Here is a 17,336-nt window from a genome sequence, read left to right as displayed (position 1 = left end):
AGGCTTGCTTGCCCGCAAGGGCAAGGCAGCCGCTTTGAACTGGAAACTCCCGCATGGGCCGGCCTCCACCGGACGCGGGGCAACTTTGACAGCGCCGGCTTGTCCGGCCCACATGGAGAAGAGAAGAACATGGCTCGTATAGCCGGCGTCAACATTCCGACCAACAAGCGCGTCGTCATTGCGCTTCAGTACATTCACGGCATTGGCAAGAGCTTCGCCCAGGAGATCGTCGACAAGGTCGGCATCCCGGCCGAGCGTCGCGTCAACCAGCTGACCGACGCGGAAGTGCTGCAGATCCGCGAGACGATCGACCGTGACTACCAGGTCGAGGGCGATCTGCGCCGCGAAGTGTCGATGAACATCAAGCGGCTCATGGACCTCGGCTGCTATCGCGGCCTGCGTCATCGCCGATCGCTACCGGTTCGCGGTCAGCGCACGCATACCAATGCGCGCACCCGCAAGGGTCCGGCCAAGTCGATCGCTGGCAAGAAGAAGTAATTTAGGGGAATAAGGGAGTAGGGCAGTAGGGCAGTATGTTTGGTCGCGGACGACCGCGCCGTACTAACATACTCCCTTACTGCCCTATTCCCCTACTCCCTTACGAAGGTGGAGCCGCTGGCATTACGGCGGTGTAGAGATCAACTGAAAGGACCATCATGGCCAAGGAAGCCACACGTGTTCGCCGTCGCGAACGCAAGAATATCTCGTCGGGCGTTGCCCACGTCAACTCGACCTTCAACAACACGATGATCACCATCACCGACGCGCAGGGCAATTCGATTGCCTGGTCGTCGGCGGGAGCCCAGGGCTTCAAGGGATCTCGCAAGTCGACCCCGTTCGCTGCCCAGATGGCTGCCGAGGACGTTGCCAAGAAGGCCCAGGAACACGGCATGCGCATGCTTGAGGTCGAGGTCTGCGGACCGGGCTCCGGTCGTGAATCGGCGCTGCGCGCATTGCAGGCAGCCGGCTTCACCATCACCTCGATCCGTGACGTGACGCCGATCCCGCACAATGGCTGCCGCCCGCGCAAGAAGCGCCGCGTCTAATGCCTGTTGCCCAAAACGCGCAGCGGTTTGGGGCAACGACAGGCATAAGAACAGAGACCTGAAGGGCTACGCGCTTTAGGGAAAAAATTACCGAACGCCGCGCGAACGCCATTAGCGTTCCTCCACGGCATTCCAGGTCGCCCGCCACGATTGGATGGTGGCGGGTCAACGGAAGGAAAGCATCATGATCCAGAAAAATTGGCAGGAACTGATCAAGCCGAACAAGATCGAGTTCTCTTCGAAGAAGAAGACGCTGACCACGCTGGTCGCCGAGCCGCTCGAGCGCGGCTTTGGCCTGACCCTCGGCAACGCGCTGCGTCGCGTGCTTCTGTCTTCGCTGCGTGGCGCGGCTGTGACCGCCGTGCAGATCGATGGCGTTCTGCATGAATTCTCGTCGATCGCCGGCGTGCGCGAGGACGTGACCGACATCGTCTTGAATATCAAGGAAATCGCCATCCGCATGGAAGGCGACGGCCCCAAGCGCATGGTCGTGCGCAAGCAGGGACCGGGCGCTGTTCTGGCCGGCGACATCCAGACGGTCGGCGACGTCGAGATCCTCAATCCCGACCACGTCATCTGCACGCTGGACGAGGGCGCAGAAATCCGCATGGAGTTCACCGTCGATACCGGCAAGGGCTACGTTCCGGCCGACCGCAATCGCGCCGAAGACGCGCCGATCGGCCTCATCCCGGTCGACAGCCTCTACTCGCCGGTCAAGAAGGTCTCCTACAAGGTCGAGAACACCCGCGAGGGCCAGGTTCTCGACTACGACAAGCTGACCATGACGATCGACACCGACGGTTCGATCTCGGGCGAGGACGCGGTGGCTTTCGCCGCCCGCATCCTGCAGGACCAGCTTGGCCTGTTCGTCAATTTCGACGAGCCGCAGAAGGAGGTCGCCGCCGAGCAGGTGACCGAGCTTGCCTTCAACCCGGCGCTGCTCAAGAAGGTCGACGAACTCGAGCTTTCGGTGCGTTCGGCCAACTGCCTGAAGAACGACAACATCGTCTATATCGGCGACTTGATCCAGAAGACCGAAGCCGAGATGCTGCGCACCCCGAACTTCGGCCGCAAGTCGCTGAACGAGATCAAGGAAGTCCTGGCGGCGATGGGCCTGCACCTCGGCATGGAAGTGCCGGATTGGCCGCCGGAAAACATCGAAGACCTCGCCAAGCGTTACGAAGATCAATACTGACCGGTGAATTGAGAATGGTGAAATGGTGAATGGTCGTCGGTCGGCGACTTCGGAGAGGTAGAGCCCTTCCATTCACCATTCACTATTGACCATTCACAAAACGAAACAGCCGGGCCAACCGCCCACAACACCAGGAGAAGAGCCATGCGCCACGGATTTAAAGGCCGCCGGTTCGCCCGCAGCATAAGCCACCGCAAGTCGATGTTTGCCAATCTTGCCGTGTCGCTCATCGAGCATGAGCAGATCCTCACCACCTTGCCGAAGGCGAAGGATCTGCGTCCGATCGTCGAGAAGCTGGTGACGCTCGGCAAGCGCGGCGACCTGCATGCCCGCCGCCAGGTGATTGCCCAGATCGGCAATGAAGGCGTCGTCAAGCGCCTGTTCGACACGATCGCGCCGCGCTACGCCACCCGCAACGGCGGCTATCTGCGCATCATGAAGGCGGGCTTCCGCCACGGCGACAATGCCGCCATGGCGGTCATCGAGTTCGTCGATCGCGACACCTCGGCCAAGGGCGCCGGCGACCGTGCCCGCATCGAGGCAGAAGGCACCGACGAGGAAGCCGCAGCCGCATAAGCTTCGGTTTTCCCTCAAGGAGTTCAAAAGGGCCTGCGGGCCCTTTTGTGCATTCTGGCAGCGGTAGGGAGCATTGCGGGGACTGTCTTGACTTAAGCCCATGTCTTTTCCTCGAGAATAATTCGATTACATCGACTTAGCCTTTCATTTTGCACAATCGTCGGGACAATGGCGCCCGACCCCGGAGGATTCGGAATGCGCGTAAAACGGCTGTCCCTTGTTCTACTCTGCGCCTTGATGGCGGCGGCGCTCGTGCCGGCCGCCAGGCAGGCGCTGGCTCAGGACACCAAGGCCGATCCCGGTCTGTCCGACGTGCTGACCGACATGTTGCGCGGCGCCGAAGGCGATAATGCCACCTCCGGTCCAGACAAGCGCGTGCCGTTCGGCCGCGACGAAATGCAACTGTCGTTTGCGCCGCTGGTCAAGCAGACGGCGCCGGCCGTGGTCAATGTCTATGCCTCGCAAACGGCCAGGCTGAGGTCGCCCTTCGACGGCGATCCGTTCTTCGAAGAGTTCTTCGGTCGTTCGCAGCCGCGTGCGCAGTCTTCGCTCGGCTCCGGCGTGCTGGTCGACCCGACAGGCATAGTGGTCACCAATTTCCACGTCATCAAGGACGCCGATCAGGTCAAGGTCGCCACCGCGGACGGGCGTGAATTCGACAGCAAGGTGCTGCTCAAGGACGAGACGCTTGACCTCGCCGTGCTCAAGATCTCCGCCGACAAGCCATTTCCGGTCGTCGCCGTCGGCGATTCCGACGCGCTCGAGGTCGGCGACCTGTTGTTGGCCATCGGCAACCCCTTCGGCGTCGGCCAGACCACCACCAGCGGCATCGTTTCGGCACTTGCCCGCAGCCACATCGGCGTTTCCGATTCCAGTTTCTTCATCCAGACCGACGCTGCGATCAATCCCGGCAATTCCGGCGGTGCGCTGATCAACATGGGTGGCCAACTGGTCGGCATCAACACGGCGATCTACAGCCGCAGCGGCGGCTCGATCGGCATCGGCTTTGCTATTCCCTCCAATATGGTTCGCGCTTTTGCCGATGCGGCCAAGGCCGGGCGCGACTTCTTCGAGCGGCCGTATATCGGCGCCGAATTCGAGCGCGTGACGCCGCAAATCGCCGAATCGCTCGGTCTCGAGACGCCGACCGGGGCACTGGTTTCGTCCATCGACGAAGCCGGGCCGGCGGCCAAGGCGGGGCTCAAGGCAGGTGACGTCGTGCTGTCGCTCAATGGCACGCCGGTCGAGAGCATCGAGGCGCTGGATTACCGGATGGCCACGCTGTCGATCGGCACCAATGCCAGCTTCGCCGTTCTGAGCAAAGGCCAGCAAGCGGCGATGGACATCGCGCTGGAGCGTGCGCCGGAAGGTGCGAAACTCGCGGAGGTGACGCTGCGCGGTCGCAGCCCGTTCTCCGGTGCCAAGGTTGCGGAACTGTCGCCGCGGCTCGCCCAGCGGCTCGGCATTCGCACGGACGTCAAGGGTGTTACGGTGATCGACATCAATCGCGGTTCGCCCGCAGCCGGTTTCGGCTTCCAGCCGGGCGACATCGTTCGCGAGGTCAACGGCTTGACCATCGATACCGCGGCGACCCTGGAGCAGGCAGCCATGCAGGAGACGCGCTGGTGGCGCTTTACCGTCGAGCGCGGCGGGCAGATACTGCGCCAGGTGTTGCGTTACTGAGCCCGAGCGTCGATCCTTCGGACGAGATCGCGCTCCAACGAAAAGACGTGCATGGCCGATCTGTTCAGTGTCGATGAACCGGAAAAGGCGCCGCCCGGCAGGCCGCTGGCCGACCGGCTGCGCCCGCAGAACCTCAGCGAGGTCGTCGGCCAGGAGCATCTGACCGGACCCGACGGCGCGCTGACGCGGCTGATCGGCTCCGGCTCGCTCGGCTCGATGATCTTCTGGGGGCCGCCCGGGACGGGCAAGACCACAGTCGCGCGGCTGCTTGCCGGCGAAACCAGCCTTGCGTTCCAACAGATATCGGCGGTGTTTTCCGGAGTCGCCGACCTGAAGAAAGTGTTCGAGGCGGCGAAGCTGCGCCGCACCAACGGCCGTCAGACGCTGCTCTTCGTCGACGAGATCCATCGCTTCAACCGCGCCCAGCAGGACAGTTTTTTGCCTGTGATGGAAGACGGCACCGTGGTGCTGGTTGGCGCCACCACCGAAAACCCCTCCTTCGAGCTGAATGCGGCGCTACTGTCCCGCGCGCGCGTGCTGGTCTTTCATTCGCTCGGTGAGGACAGCATCGCAAAACTGCTGGCGCGTGCCGAGGAGACCGAGGGCAGGGCGCTGCCGCTCGACGACGAGGCGAGGGCGATGCTCGTGCGCATGAGCGATGGCGATGGTCGTGCGGCGCTGACGCTGGCAGAAGAGGTCTGGCGCGCCGCCAAGTCAGGCGAGGTGTTCGGCGCCGAGGGCCTGCAGCGCATCGTCCAGCGCCGCGCGCCGATCTACGACAAGGGCCAGGACGGCCATTACAATCTGATCTCGGCGCTGCATAAATCGGTGCGCGGCTCCGACCCCGACGCCGCCCTCTATTATCTCGCCCGCATGTTCGATGCCGGCGAGGACCCGCTCTATCTCGGCCGCCGCCTGGTGCGCATGGCGATGGAGGATATCGGGCTGGCAGACCCGCAGGCGCTGGTCGTCGCCAATGCCGCCAAGGATGCCTACGACTATCTGGGCTCGCCAGAGGGCGAACTCGCCTTCGCCGAGGCCACGGTCTATCTCGCCAGCGCGCCTAAATCCAACGCCGTCTACACCGCCTTCAAGGCTGCCACACAGGCGGCTAAGGAGTTCGGCTCATTGCTGCCGCCCAAACACATCCTCAACGCGCCGACCAAGCTGATGAAGGAAGAAGATTACGGCGCCGGCTACCGTTACGACCACGACGAGCCGGACGCTTTTTCCGGACAGGATTATTTTCCGGAAAAGATGGGCCGCCGTAAATTCTATGATCCGCCCGAGCGCGGTTTCGAGCGTGATATCAGGAAGCGGCTCGACTATTGGGCGAAGCTGCGCGGCGAGCGGAAAAAGTAGGCTCGCGCTACTTTCCCGCTCAGGGGCAGGGATTGACCGAGCCACCCTGTAAGGGCAGTAAACGGCGATGATCAATCTCCTCCTCGTTGCTGCGGGCGGCGCTATTGGTGCCGGGCTCCGGCACGTCGTCAATTTCGTTGCGCTGCGTCTTGTCGGCCCGAGTTTTCCCTGGGGCACGATGGCGATCAACATTGTCGGCTCCTTTGCCATGGGCCTGTTCATCACGACCCTGGCGCGGCGCTACGGCGGATCGAACGAGCTTCGGCTGTTCGTCGCCACCGGCATCCTCGGCGGCTTCACCACGTTCTCCGCCTTTTCGCTCGATTTCGCGACGCTGTGGGAGCGCGGCGCGACGCTGCCGGCGTTCGGATACGCCCTTGTCAGCCTCATTGGCGCGATCATTGCCCTGTTTCTGGGTCTTTGGCTCGCAAGAAGCCTGCCTTAATGCTATTGCCCCCGCTTGCAGCGCCGCGTGCCCCCTCAGGGCGCGCCAAGGACGCTGCAGCTTTTTTGATTTTGCGCATGACCCTTTCCGAAGATCGATTTCAGGTCATGCGCTGGAAACGGGTAAAAACGAGACAATGGCAGGCGTAGAACAGATCACGGTGGAGGCCGGCGAGGCGGGCATGCGGCTCGATCGCTGGTTCAAGACCCATTTTCCGGGCCTTGGCTTCGGCCATCTGCAAAAACTGCTGCGCTCCGGCCAGATCCGTGTCGATGGCGGCAGGGTGAAGGCCGATACCCGCGTCGAGCCGGGCCAGACGGTTCGCATCCCACCGCTCGAAGTGGATAAGAAGGGCGAGAGCCCGCTCACCGGTCACTCGATCCGCAACCAGGGCGACGCCGACGTTCTGGCCAAGATGCTGATCCATGAAGATCCGAAAGTGTTCGTCTTCAACAAGCCGGCCGGCCTCGCCGTCCAGGGTGGCTCAGGTGTCACCCGCAATGTCGACGACATGCTGGAAGCCTGGCGCAGCCAGAAGGGCGAGAAACCGCGTCTGGTGCACCGGCTCGACCGCGACACGTCAGGCGTGCTGGTCGTCGCCCGCACCAGGCTCGCCGCCATGAAGCTTGCCGAGGCGTTCCGGGCGCGTGAGACCAAGAAGACGTATTGGGCGCTGGTCAAGGGCGTGCCGCCGAAGCGCGAGGACAAGATCTCGACCTGGTTGATCAAGGAACCGACGCCCGACGGCGACCGCGTGCGCGTCGCCAAGCATGGCGAAAAGGGCGCCGACCACGCGGTGTCTTATTACCGGATCGTCGAGCAGGCGGCGCAGACCCTGTCCTGGCTGGAGATGGAGCCTTATACCGGCCGCACCCACCAGCTTCGCGTCCATGCCGCTCACATCGGCTGCCCGATCATCGGCGATCCCAAATATTTCGAGGCCGACACCAATTGGGATTTTCCCGGCGGCATGCAGAACCGCTTGCATCTGCACGCGCGCCGCATCGTCATCCCGCATCCCGACAAGGGTTTTATCGACGTCACCGCACCGATGCCGCCGCATATGCGCCAGAGCTGGAACCTGATCGGCTTCGACGACGCCAGCGCGGAGGACTAGGTCCAGTGGGCATGGCCACCGATACGCTCGACCGTCGCGACAGGGTCGACATGGCCGCCGCCGCCATCATGGTCGGGCTGACCTTTTCCTGGGGGCTGAACTACGTCGCCGCCAAGATCTCCTATGCCGGCTACGATCCCGTTTTCCTGTCGATCGCGCGGTCGGTCATCGGCGGGCTGTGCGTTCTCGTCTGGTGCCGCTGGCGCGGCATTGCGCTTTTCAGCCGCGACGGAACCCTTGTCGCCGGCATTCTGGCAGGCGCGCTCTTTGGTCTCGAGTTCCTGTTTCTCTATGTCGGGCTCGAACAGACGACCGTCGCGCGCAACACCTTGCTGGTCAACACCATGCCGTTCTGGGTGCTGGTCGGCGGGCATTTCCTGCTCAACGAACGCATCACCGCGCGCCGGCTCGTCGGCCTTCTGCTCGCTTTCGCCGGCCTGGTCGCGGTGTTCTCCGACCAGTTGAGCGCCGATAACGGTGCGACCCTGATTGGTGATCTGCTCAGTCTCGGCGCCGGCATTTTGTGGGCCTTGACCTACATCGTCATCAAGCGCACGAAACTGGCGGAAACGAGCGCCGAGAAGTTGCTGCTCTACCAACTGGCCGGCGCTGCGATGGTTGGCGCCTTGGTGCTGCCTTTCGCCGGGCCGCCCGTCCGCGACTTCGCCGCTTTGCCGACCTTGGCCTTGCTTTTCCAGGCGGTCTACATCGTCGCCTTCACCTATGTGCTCTGGTTCTGGTTGCTGCGGCGCTATCCGGCATCGGGCCTGTCGAGCTTCACCTTTCTTTCGCCGGTGTTCGGCGTTCTGTGCGGCGCCATCTTCTTGAACGAGCCGCTGACCATCCGTATTTTCCTGGCACTCGGCCTCATCGCAGCCGGTCTGATCATTGTGAATCGGCCGGCCCGAAAACAGATCCCCGGATGAAAGGCTCCGGCATGCGCGATATTCTCAACGACCTCGAAGCGGGAAAGCAGCTTTCCGATCCGGATCCGGTACGCCGTGCCCAGATCCAGATGAAGACGCACCTGCCGAAACGCTTCTACAAAACCGTCTCGGTCGCACCGGCCGAAGCTGGTTTTGCCGTTCATCTCGATGGCAAGCCGGTCCGCACGCCGGGCAAAGCGCTTCTGATCCTGCCGACCGAAAAAGCCGCCGCTCTGGTCGCCGGCGAGTTCGCCGCGCAAGGCGAGACGATCGACCCGATGACGATGCCGGTCATGCGTCTGGTCAACACGGCCATCGACGGCGTCGCCAGCGACCCGCAGGCGGTTTTGGAAGACATCCTGCGCTTTGCCTCGTCCGACCTGCTCTGCTATCGCGCCGACGCCCCCCAAGGGCTCGTCGATCGGCAGAACGAATATTGGGACCCCGTCATCGATTGGGCGCGGAGTGCGCTCGGCGCCCGGTTTCAACTCGCCGAAGGGGTGATCCATATCGAGCAGCCGCGCGAGAGCATCGCGGTGCTCGGCGTTCATCTTGCCCAGCGTGCCGACCCGCTCCGGCTTGCCGCCATCCACGTCATGACCTCGTTGACCGGATCGGCACTGCTGGCGCTGGCCGTCGATTTCGGCGAGATCGACGGCGAGGCAGCCTGGGCCGCCGGCCATGTCGACGAGGACTGGCAGGCCGAGCACTGGGGCCATGACGCGGAAGCCGTCGCCCGCCGTGCCCACCGCAAGCGCGACATGATGGCCGCCGTCGGTCTCCTCGAGGCGCTCAAGGGCTGACGGCAATCGCCGCCCTCATTCGTTTCGCCTTGCCTTATTAGAGCGACGTGCGTTCCAGTTGGACGTGCAAAATACGCTCTAACACTTTGAATCTATGCATCGTGCTTTCCGAACATCGATTCCGATGTTCGGGCCGATGCATTGGACCAAAGTCATAATCCCAAAGACGGGCTGCCTCTGGGCGGCGCTTTCTGTCACTTCTCGCGGCGATAGCTGCCCGAGTTCGAGCCCAGAGGCGACACCGCGCAGCATCAAGCACAGCGAGATGTCACGGGAGGACGAATTCATGGCAATGGCAGTGACCGCCGGCAGAGCAAGCCGCGGAATGACGCGGGAAGAGAAGAAAGTCATCTTCGCTTCCTCGCTCGGCACCGTTTTCGAATGGTACGATTTCTATCTCTACGGCGCATTGGCTGCCGCGATCGGCTCGACATTCTTCAACTCGTATCCGGAAGCGACGCGCAACATTTTTACGCTGCTGGTTTTCGCCGCTGGCTTCCTCGTGCGCCCGTTCGGCGCGCTGGTGTTCGGCCGCATCGGCGATCTCGTTGGTCGCAAATACACCTTTCTCGTCACCATCATGATCATGGGCCTGTCGACGTTCCTGGTCGGCCTGCTGCCTGGTTCGGCAAGCTGGGGCATTGCAGCGCCTATTATCCTGATTGCGCTGCGCATGCTGCAGGGCCTGGCGCTCGGTGGTGAGTATGGCGGTGCGGCGACCTATGTGGCCGAGCATGCGCCCGACGACCGCCGCGGCTTCTACACATCGTGGATCCAGACGACGGCGACACTTGGCCTGTTCCTGTCGCTGGTCGTCATCCTTATCGTGCAAAATTCGCTGAGCAAGGAGGATTTCGAGGCCTGGGGCTGGCGCGTTCCATTCCTGCTCTCAGCCATTCTGCTCGGCATATCGGTCTGGATTCGCCTGTCGCTTGCCGAATCGCCGACCTTCCAGCGCATGAAGGACGAGGGCAAGGGCTCCAAGGCGCCGCTGACGGAAGCCTTCGGACAGTGGACGAATGCCAAGATCGCCATTTTGGCGCTTTTCGGCCTTACTGCCGGCCAGGCCGTGGTTTGGTACAACGGCCAATTCTACGCGCTGTTTTTCCTGCAGAACGTGCTCAAGGTCGACGGCCAGTCGGTCAACATCATGATCGCCATCGCGCTGGCGCTCGGCACTATCTTCTTCGTCGTGTTCGGCTGGCTCTCCGACAAGATCGGCCGCAAGCCGATCATCATGGCGGGCCTGGCGCTGGCGATCGTCACCACCTTCCCGCTGTTCAAGGCGCTGACCTGGGCAGCCAATCCGGCGCTCGCCACCGCACAGCAAAACACCCGTGCCACGATCACCGCTGCACCTGGCGACTGCAAGTTCCAGTTCAATCCGACCGGAACGCGCAAGCCTCTGACGTCGTGCGATATTGCGACGGACTTCCTTGCCAAGAGCTCGGTGCCCTATGACATTGTCACGACAGCGGCACCGGGGACCGCGGCCAGTGTCAAGATCGGCACCGCAACGGTGGCGTCCTATGATGCCGTGGCAGCCGCAGACAAGGCAACTTCAAGCGACGCCGCGTTCAAGAAGGCAATCAACATTGCATTGCGGGACGGCGGCTATCCGCTGAAGCGTGCTGCGGCCAAGGTCGCCGACCAGAAGCTTGACGCCTTCGTTGCGGCCAATCCGGAACTGAAGCTCGACGCCGCCGCAATCCGCGCCGGCGACAAAGCGACGGTTGCGACCGACAAGGCGATCAAGGACAAGCTGCTGGCGGCCGATGAGGCAGCGGCGGGAGCGCCCGAGATCACCGTCTACAGCGTCCCGGGGGCAGGCGCCTTTGCGATGTTTGCCGACCCTGAACAGGTCAACTGGGCAAAGGTCATCGGCATCCTGTTCATCCTGGTCCTTTACGTGACCATGGTCTACGGACCGATCGCCGCGATCCTGGTAGAAATGTTCCCGACCCGCATCCGCTATACCGGCATGTCGTTGCCCTATCACATCGGCAATGGCTGGTTCGGCGGCCTGCTGCCGGCGACGGTGTTCGCGCTCAGCGCCTACAGCGGCGATATCTATTACGGCCTCTGGTATCCGGTGGTGATCGCGGCGATGTCGCTGGTCATCGGTACGATCTTTGTCAGGGATACGCTGGGAACGGACTTGCACGCCAAGACCTGATCCTTGCCTGACGGCAAAATGAAAAGCCCGGCGCGAGCGATCGCGCCGGGCTTTGCAATTCGTCAAAAGCGATGCGGAGGAAAGGTTAGCTCTTCCGGTCCTGTTTTTCTTCCTCGATGGCCGCTTCGTGATACCAGCCGCTTCCGAAATCCGTACGGTTACGCAATGAAGCAAGTTCTGCCGCGAACTTAGCCTTTCCGCTTAAATTTAAGGCAGAAGCGCGCGCTGCCACCGGGAACATCAGGATTTTGGCCGACTGACGGGTAGGAGTGATTTCCATTGTCGGTCTCCCTTCTTCTGCAGAGCCTTGCCGATCCAATCTTTCCCCAAGATAAGTTCTGCAATCCAGTTAGGCAATATGATTATAAAAAGATCAGTATCTGCCTGTTATTTATGCAGAGCATGCTTGTGATTGATCCGGACGCATTGCGATTACGCGGCAGCGGATTTGTCGGGATGCGGCGTCAGTTTTGTCGCATCCTTGGCCGGCGAGAATGGCACACGAATTGCTTTTTAATAATCCGGCAGGTCGGCTGCAGGGTGGCTGGCATGCCGGCGCCGTCCAAGGTTCGGTGATCAAAACAACGAGAGGCTAGAATGACGAAATACAAGCTCGAGTACATTTGGCTCGATGGATACACCCCGGTTCCCAACCTTCGCGGAAAGACGCAGATCAAGGACTATGCCGAGTTCCCGACGCTCGACCAGCTTCCGCTGTGGGGCTTCGACGGCTCCTCGACCATGCAGGCCGAAGGCCACTCGTCCGACTGCGTGCTGAAGCCGGTCGCCATCTATCCCGATCCCGCGCGCAGCAATGGCGTGCTCGTCATGTGCGAAGTCATAATGCCGGACGGCGTGACGCCGCATGCATCCAACAAGCGCGCCACCATCCTCGACGACGAGGGCGCCTGGTTCGGCTTCGAGCAGGAGTATTTCTTCTACAAGGATGGCCGCCCGCTCGGCTTCCCCGAGAGCGGCTACCCCGCGCCGCAAGGCCCCTACTACACCGGCGTCGGCTACAGCAACGTCGGCAGCGTCGCCAGGCAGATCGTCGAGGAGCATCTCGACCTCTGCCTTGCCGCCGGCATCAGCCATGAAGGGATCAACGCCGAGGTGGCCAAGGGCCAGTGGGAATTCCAGATTTTTGGCAAGGGCTCCAAGAAGGCCGCCGACCAAATGTGGATGGCCCGCTACCTAATGCAGCGCCTCACCGAGAAATACGGCATCGATATCGAATACCACTGCAAGCCGCTCGGCGACACAGACTGGAATGGTTCCGGCATGCACGCCAACTTCTCGACCGCTTATATGCGCGAAGTCGGCGGCAAGGACTATTTCGAGGCGCTGATGGCAGCCTTCGACAAGAACCTAATGGATCACATCGCCGTCTACGGCCCGGACAACGACAAGCGTCTGACCGGCAAGCATGAGACCGCGCCATGGAACAGGTTCAGCTATGGCATCGCCGACCGCGGCGCCTCGATCCGCGTGCCGCATTCCTTCATCAACAATGGCTACAAGGGCTATCTCGAGGATCGCCGCCCGAACTCGCAGGGCGACCCCTACCAGATCGCTTCTCAGATCCTGAAGACGATCGCCTCCGTCCCGACCAGCGCCGAGGTTTCGGCCGCCGCTTGAGCACGCGTCACGGCTTGGACCTGAGAGGTTCTGCAGTGACTGGATCTATCAAAAACCCGGCGGTTTCGCCGGGTTTTTTGTGACATCGACGATCCCGGCGAGGACGACGCCGCGCCTGGGTCAGCCTGGTTATTCTGGCTGTCTCGCTAGCCGCGTGCCCGCAAGGCGGCGGTCAGCGGCAACCGCGTCGCGGCAATAGCCGGGAACGCGCCGCCGAGGGCGCCTATAGCGAGGCCAAGCATGCCCGCGGTAAGCATGACATCGCCGTTGACCGTGAGTTGGAAGCCCGTACTGGCATTGTTGACGCCAATGGTGCTGGCCTGCCAGCCGTTGAAGACAAGCCAGGAGGCAAGGATGCCCAAAGCCGCGCCGACGGCCGCGATCGCGAAAGCCTCGAACCATGTCGCGAGAAAGGTCGAAAACCGACTGAAGCCGAGCGCGCGGACGGTGGCGATCTCGACGGTGCGGTCGGAGACGGAACTCATCATCGTGTTCAATGCACCGGCGGTCGCGCCGATGGCCATAAGCAGCGTCACCGGCCAGCCGAAGAAAAGGATGAGGCTGGATATCCGTTCCGATTGCGCGATGTAGAGATCGGCTTCCGAAACAGCGACCAGAGGGCTAGTGCTTGCGGCTGTCAGCCTGGCGTTCAGCGTTGCCAGGGATGATGGACCGGTGAGGCGCAGACGCAGGCTTTGCACCTGTCCCTGCCGGTCGAAGGCAGCACGAACTGCGTCGAGATCGCCCCAGATTTCGGATTCAAACGCACTGCCATTGGCTGCGAAATGCCCTGTCACCGTCCAGTCCACGGCCCCCAGCCGGACGGCATCGCCAATGCCGAATCCCGGAAATTCGCTGGCGATTCGCGAGCCGACCACGATCTCGCGGGCGCCGGGGGCAAACAAGCGTCCCGCCGATAGCGCGACGCCATTGCGGATCGATGGACCACCAACATCCATGCCGCGAAGCGCAAGCGTCGTCGAGGCTTCGTCCTGCGCCCGGGCGACATCCACTGGAACCACAAGTTCGCGGGATGCCAGCAGGCCTCCCGCGCCATTGCGAACGACTCCGATATCGCCGGTCATCGATTGAATGCTGCGAATCGCATCGGCCGGGATATCCGAACCGGTCTCCTGGTTCGTACCGCCTCCGAGGACAACGGCGACAGAGGGTGAGCCGGCGCCAGCCAGGGCTTTCTCGAAACCCTTGGCCATGGCGAGGAAGCCGGCGAGGACCGCGACGACCAGCGCTACCGACAGCGCCATGGATAGCGAGATCGCGAGGCGGCGTGGCAGGCTGGAAAAATTGGCTCTCGTCATAACGAGCGTCTGTCTAAGCTGGATGGACATGGCGACTACCTCGTTCTGAAGGCGATGATGATCGGGATTCGCATGGCGTTGATGGCAGGCAACAGGCCGGTCGCGAGGCCAAGAGCAAGGACGATGGCCGCCGCCTTGACCAGCACGAGCGGCGAGAAGACGAGCCCGAGGGTCGGTCCGGCAAGCACGGTCCCCAGTTTAGCCAGGGCGAGGCCCACGCTTCCGCCGATGATGAAGACGAGCAGCGTCTCGCTAAGGACCAGCGCCATGATCCTGAGACGGGAGATGCCCAGCGTCTTCAGCACGCCGATTTCGAAGGGGCGCTCGCGCACGGCGAAAACCATGGTATTTACGACGATCAGCAGCAGGGTGATGAAAGCCGCACCCGTGACGAGATCGACGATCAGACCGATATCGGCATATTGGCGCAGGAACGCTTCGAGGAACTGCTTTTCCGATTGGCTGCGGGTGGGCGCGGCAGAATTGGCGAACAGCGCATCGATGCGGGTGGCGAGTGCACCGGCCTTAACGCCATCGCGCGGGCGAACGATGAATGCATCCACCGTATCCTTGCCCCTCGCGCGGGCCGCATTGACATAATCATAGCGTGCAATGGTGAAATATGTGTCGGTGCTGGCGCTTTCACCTTCGAAAATCCCGGCGATCTCAAAACGCCAGTCTTGGCCGCCGTCCTGCCTGGCAATCTGGAACGCGGTCACGGCGATACGCTGGCCGACGCGCCAGCCTTGCGCTTCGGCCAGCGCGCGGCCGACTAGTACCCGGTCGCGCCCCTTGCCGAGCGCCTCGACCAGCGCCGGCGTCAGACCGAGCTCCTTGCCGTTGACGGCCATGAGTGCCTGCGGCTCGACGGCGCTGACCGCGATCACGTTCTTCTCGACATCCACAAAACCGCGCACGCGCGCCATGTAGCCGACTGCGGCGACACCGGGTTCGGCGGCGATGCGGGAGAGATGCGCCCTTGGCAGGGCTTGCGTGCGTCCCGCCGCGCTCATTACGCCGATGATGTCTTCGCTGGCGGCCGAAGCCCCCTGCGAACCGGCGAGGAAGCTCGCCGTCAGGCCGTAGATGAGAAAGGCGACAGCGACGCAGACCATGAGAAGGACGGTGCGCAGCGGCTTCCGCCAGGCGTTCTTCCAGGCAAGATCGAGGAAGGTCATGAGGCGGCCCTCTCGACGAACTGACCCTTGTCGAGGTGCAAGGTCCGCTTGGCCGAACGCGCTGCCTGCGGGTCGTGCGTTACCATGACGATCGTCTTTTCCAGCTGACGGTTGAGGAATGAGAGCATCTCCAACACCTCGTCGGCGGATTTCCGGTCGAGATCGCCAGTCGGCTCGTCGCAGAGAAGCAGGCCGGGATCGGATACGATGGCGCGGGCGATACCGACGCGTTGCTGCTGCCCGCCAGACATCATGGAGGGATACTGCTTCTCGCGACCGGAAAGCCCGACGAGATCGAGCATTTTTCCAACCCGGACGCGGCGTTCCCTAGCCGATAGAGGCTTCAGGAGCAGCGGCAGTTCGACGTTCTCCGCGGCGTTCAGCATCGGCAGGAGATTGTAGAACTGAAAGACGATGCCCATGTTGTGCGCCCGCCAGGTCGAGCGCGCGGCCTCGCCCATCCGGTCGAGGCGATGATTGCCTATGCTGAGGCTCCCCGCATCCGGCACATCTATCCCGGCAAGCATGTTGAGCAGCGTCGACTTGCCCGATCCTGACGGACCCATGACCGCGACGAAATCGCCGCGCGGGATGGCTAGATCGAGCGCGGAGAAGATCGGGATCGCCTCGCCGCCTATGCGGTAGCCTTTCCGCACGCCCGCGAGGGCAATGTAAGGGTCTTGTGTCATTGCTTGGTGTCTCCAGTGTTGCTGAGAGTGTCGATGAGCGGGATGCGGATGCGCGCAGCCATGTTCGGCCGAATCCCTTCCGGCGGATTGCTGAGCGAGAGGCGCAGAGTGATCGTGCCCTTCTCGATGGAGGCGATGGGTGCGAGCCGAAGGACTTCGACGGCGAAGGGCCGATCCGGAAAACCGTCGAGAACTGCCTCGCCGCGCAGTCCAGGCCGGAGTGATGCGATGCTGGTTTCCGCCACATCGGCGTCGATCACCATGTTCGTCGTGTCGGCGATCGTCAGCAGGCTTTGGCTCTCGCGCACACTGTCGACGCGGGCGAGCACGGTGTCGCCTATATGAGCGTCGAGCCGGGTCACGGTCCCGGCGAAGGGCGCACGCACCGTCAGTTCCCGAACGGGCTCCTCGGCGATGCGGATGGCAAGCTCCGCGGTTGCGAGTTCCTGCCGTGCCTGGGCAACGGCGTTTTCGACGCTCTCGGCCGCCCTGCGCGCCTCCTCCAGCTGCTGTTTGGAGACAGCATCACGGGTAGCAAGCGTTGCGGTGCGGCCGAGGGCGGAACGCGCCTGGTCGAGATCGATGGTTCGGGCGGTGAGCAAAAGATCCGCCGCGACCTTGGCGGCCCTGGCCCGTTCGAGCGCGAACCGGGCTCCCGCATCGTCGAGTATCACCAGAGCTTGCCCGGCATCCACGAAATCTCCCAGTTCGATCGCGATGTTGGTGATCCTGCCTTCATATTTGGAGAAGACCATCGTGGCACGCGGTGCGATGACCGTGCCGGAGCCGGTGATCTCGCCAGCGGCGGGAACTGGTGGGCGGACAGCAGATTGCCCTGCTTGCTTCTCGACCTGTGGAAGGCTCGCCTGTTCGACGGGCGCGATAACAGCGTTGTCGGCCGCGCTGCCTGTCAGGCCTGTCGTCGTCAGCACCCTGTCTTCAAAACGGCGATATGCCTCTGGCGAGTAGAAAGCGACGGTGGCGACGACTAGTGCAGCCAGCGCCGACAGGCAGACGGGAAGGATGAGAAGCCGGAGGTCTTTCTTCTGTGTCTCGACGGTGTCCGGGGCAGATCCGAGAGATAGAGACGTGAGCGCTGCGGCCAGTTTGCGGTCGTGTTCGGTGATCGTGTTCATGCCCGCCAGTGTGATCAACCGGCGGGAAAAGAGACCTGAAACGCGTT

The 17,336-nt window shown here is 62.6% G+C and carries 17 protein-coding genes; 12 read left to right on the top strand and 5 right to left on the bottom strand.

From position 1 onward, the window contains the following. Window positions 1-129: 129 nt before the first annotated feature. The 11 genes from rpsM (at window position 130) to BLT09_RS05085 (ending at window position 11,329) form a co-directional block, all read left to right on the top strand. A complete protein-coding gene (gene rpsM / locus BLT09_RS05135; protein ID WP_023799280.1) occupies window positions 130-498 on the top strand; it encodes a 30S ribosomal protein S13 in 369 nt (122 codons plus the stop codon). Window positions 499-656: 158 nt separating this feature from the next. Next, on the top strand, window positions 657-1,046 hold the full coding sequence (rpsK, locus tag BLT09_RS05130) for a 30S ribosomal protein S11 (RefSeq protein WP_023799279.1): 390 nt from the start codon (window positions 657-659) through the stop codon (window positions 1,044-1,046). Window positions 1,047-1,230: 184 nt separating this feature from the next. Then, complete coding sequence (locus BLT09_RS05125) at window positions 1,231-2,241, top strand: DNA-directed RNA polymerase subunit alpha (protein ID WP_023799278.1); 1,011 nt, start codon at window positions 1,231-1,233, stop codon at window positions 2,239-2,241. Between the two features lie 144 nt (window positions 2,242-2,385). Further along, window positions 2,386-2,817 (top strand): 50S ribosomal protein L17, encoded by a 432-nt coding sequence (rplQ, locus tag BLT09_RS05120; RefSeq protein WP_023799277.1) that lies wholly within the window; start codon window positions 2,386-2,388, stop codon window positions 2,815-2,817. Between the two features lie 195 nt (window positions 2,818-3,012). After that, on the top strand, window positions 3,013-4,500 hold the full coding sequence (locus BLT09_RS05115) for a DegQ family serine endoprotease (RefSeq protein ID WP_091591774.1): 1,488 nt from the start codon (window positions 3,013-3,015) through the stop codon (window positions 4,498-4,500). 51 nt (window positions 4,501-4,551) lie between these two features. Continuing rightward, complete coding sequence (locus BLT09_RS05110; protein ID WP_091591189.1) at window positions 4,552-5,862, top strand: replication-associated recombination protein A; 1,311 nt, start codon at window positions 4,552-4,554, stop codon at window positions 5,860-5,862. A gap of 67 nt (window positions 5,863-5,929) precedes the next feature. Next, entirely contained in the window at window positions 5,930-6,307 is a 378-nt protein-coding gene (crcB, locus tag BLT09_RS05105) for a fluoride efflux transporter CrcB (RefSeq protein ID WP_091591187.1), read from the top strand. A 136-nt stretch (window positions 6,308-6,443) separates the two neighbouring features. Then, entirely contained in the window at window positions 6,444-7,424 is a 981-nt protein-coding gene (locus tag BLT09_RS05100) for an RluA family pseudouridine synthase (protein ID WP_091591186.1), read from the top strand. Window positions 7,425-7,435: 11 nt separating this feature from the next. After that, the gene (locus BLT09_RS05095) at window positions 7,436-8,350 is read left to right on the top strand and encodes a DMT family transporter (protein ID WP_167366359.1); all 915 of its coding nucleotides are present in this window, start codon (window positions 7,436-7,438) and stop codon (window positions 8,348-8,350) included. An 11-nt stretch (window positions 8,351-8,361) separates the two neighbouring features. Further along, entirely contained in the window at window positions 8,362-9,153 is a 792-nt protein-coding gene (locus tag BLT09_RS05090; protein ID WP_091591772.1) for an ATP12 family chaperone protein, read from the top strand. Window positions 9,154-9,439: 286 nt separating this feature from the next. Then, complete coding sequence (locus BLT09_RS05085; RefSeq protein ID WP_091591770.1) at window positions 9,440-11,329, top strand: MFS transporter; 1,890 nt, start codon at window positions 9,440-9,442, stop codon at window positions 11,327-11,329. 85 nt (window positions 11,330-11,414) lie between these two features. Here the strand turns inward: BLT09_RS05085 and BLT09_RS05080 are convergent, their stop codons facing one another. Beyond that, on the bottom strand, window positions 11,415-11,609 hold the full coding sequence (locus BLT09_RS05080; RefSeq protein ID WP_091591182.1) for a DUF2735 domain-containing protein: 195 nt from the start codon (window positions 11,607-11,609) through the stop codon (window positions 11,415-11,417). A 317-nt stretch (window positions 11,610-11,926) separates the two neighbouring features. Here BLT09_RS05080 and BLT09_RS05070 point away from each other — a divergent pair, with 317 nt between their 5' ends. Further along, the gene (locus BLT09_RS05070) at window positions 11,927-12,967 is read left to right on the top strand and encodes a glutamine synthetase beta-grasp domain-containing protein (protein ID WP_091591179.1); all 1,041 of its coding nucleotides are present in this window, start codon (window positions 11,927-11,929) and stop codon (window positions 12,965-12,967) included. Window positions 12,968-13,113: 146 nt separating this feature from the next. On the opposite strand, the gene BLT09_RS05065 is transcribed toward BLT09_RS05070, so the two are convergent. The 4 genes from BLT09_RS05065 to BLT09_RS05050 are packed head-to-tail and all read right to left on the bottom strand — an operon-like array spanning window position 13,114 to window position 17,289. Next, window positions 13,114-14,316, bottom strand: a complete 1,203-nt coding sequence (locus tag BLT09_RS05065) for an ABC transporter permease (RefSeq protein ID WP_091591177.1) — start codon at window positions 14,314-14,316, stop codon at window positions 13,114-13,116. 5 nt (window positions 14,317-14,321) lie between these two features. Continuing rightward, window positions 14,322-15,464 (bottom strand): ABC transporter permease, encoded by a 1,143-nt coding sequence (locus BLT09_RS05060; RefSeq protein ID WP_091591176.1) that lies wholly within the window; start codon window positions 15,462-15,464, stop codon window positions 14,322-14,324. Then, window positions 15,461-16,153, bottom strand: a complete 693-nt coding sequence (locus BLT09_RS05055; RefSeq protein WP_091591173.1) for an ABC transporter ATP-binding protein — start codon at window positions 16,151-16,153, stop codon at window positions 15,461-15,463. Before BLT09_RS05055 ends, BLT09_RS05060 begins: the two co-directional genes overlap by 4 nt. Next, window positions 16,150-17,289: an efflux RND transporter periplasmic adaptor subunit gene (locus BLT09_RS05050; RefSeq protein ID WP_091591171.1), complete on the bottom strand. Its 1,140-nt coding sequence runs from the start codon at window positions 17,287-17,289 to the stop codon at window positions 16,150-16,152. The genes BLT09_RS05055 and BLT09_RS05050 overlap by 4 nt, the downstream gene beginning before the upstream one ends. Window positions 17,290-17,336 lie beyond the last annotated feature (47 nt).

The sequence above is a fragment of the Mesorhizobium muleiense genome (assembly GCF_900099905.1).
Taxonomy (GTDB): domain Bacteria; phylum Pseudomonadota; class Alphaproteobacteria; order Rhizobiales; family Rhizobiaceae; genus Mesorhizobium; species Mesorhizobium muleiense.
This window is presented reverse-complemented; position numbering and strand designations above follow the sequence as displayed.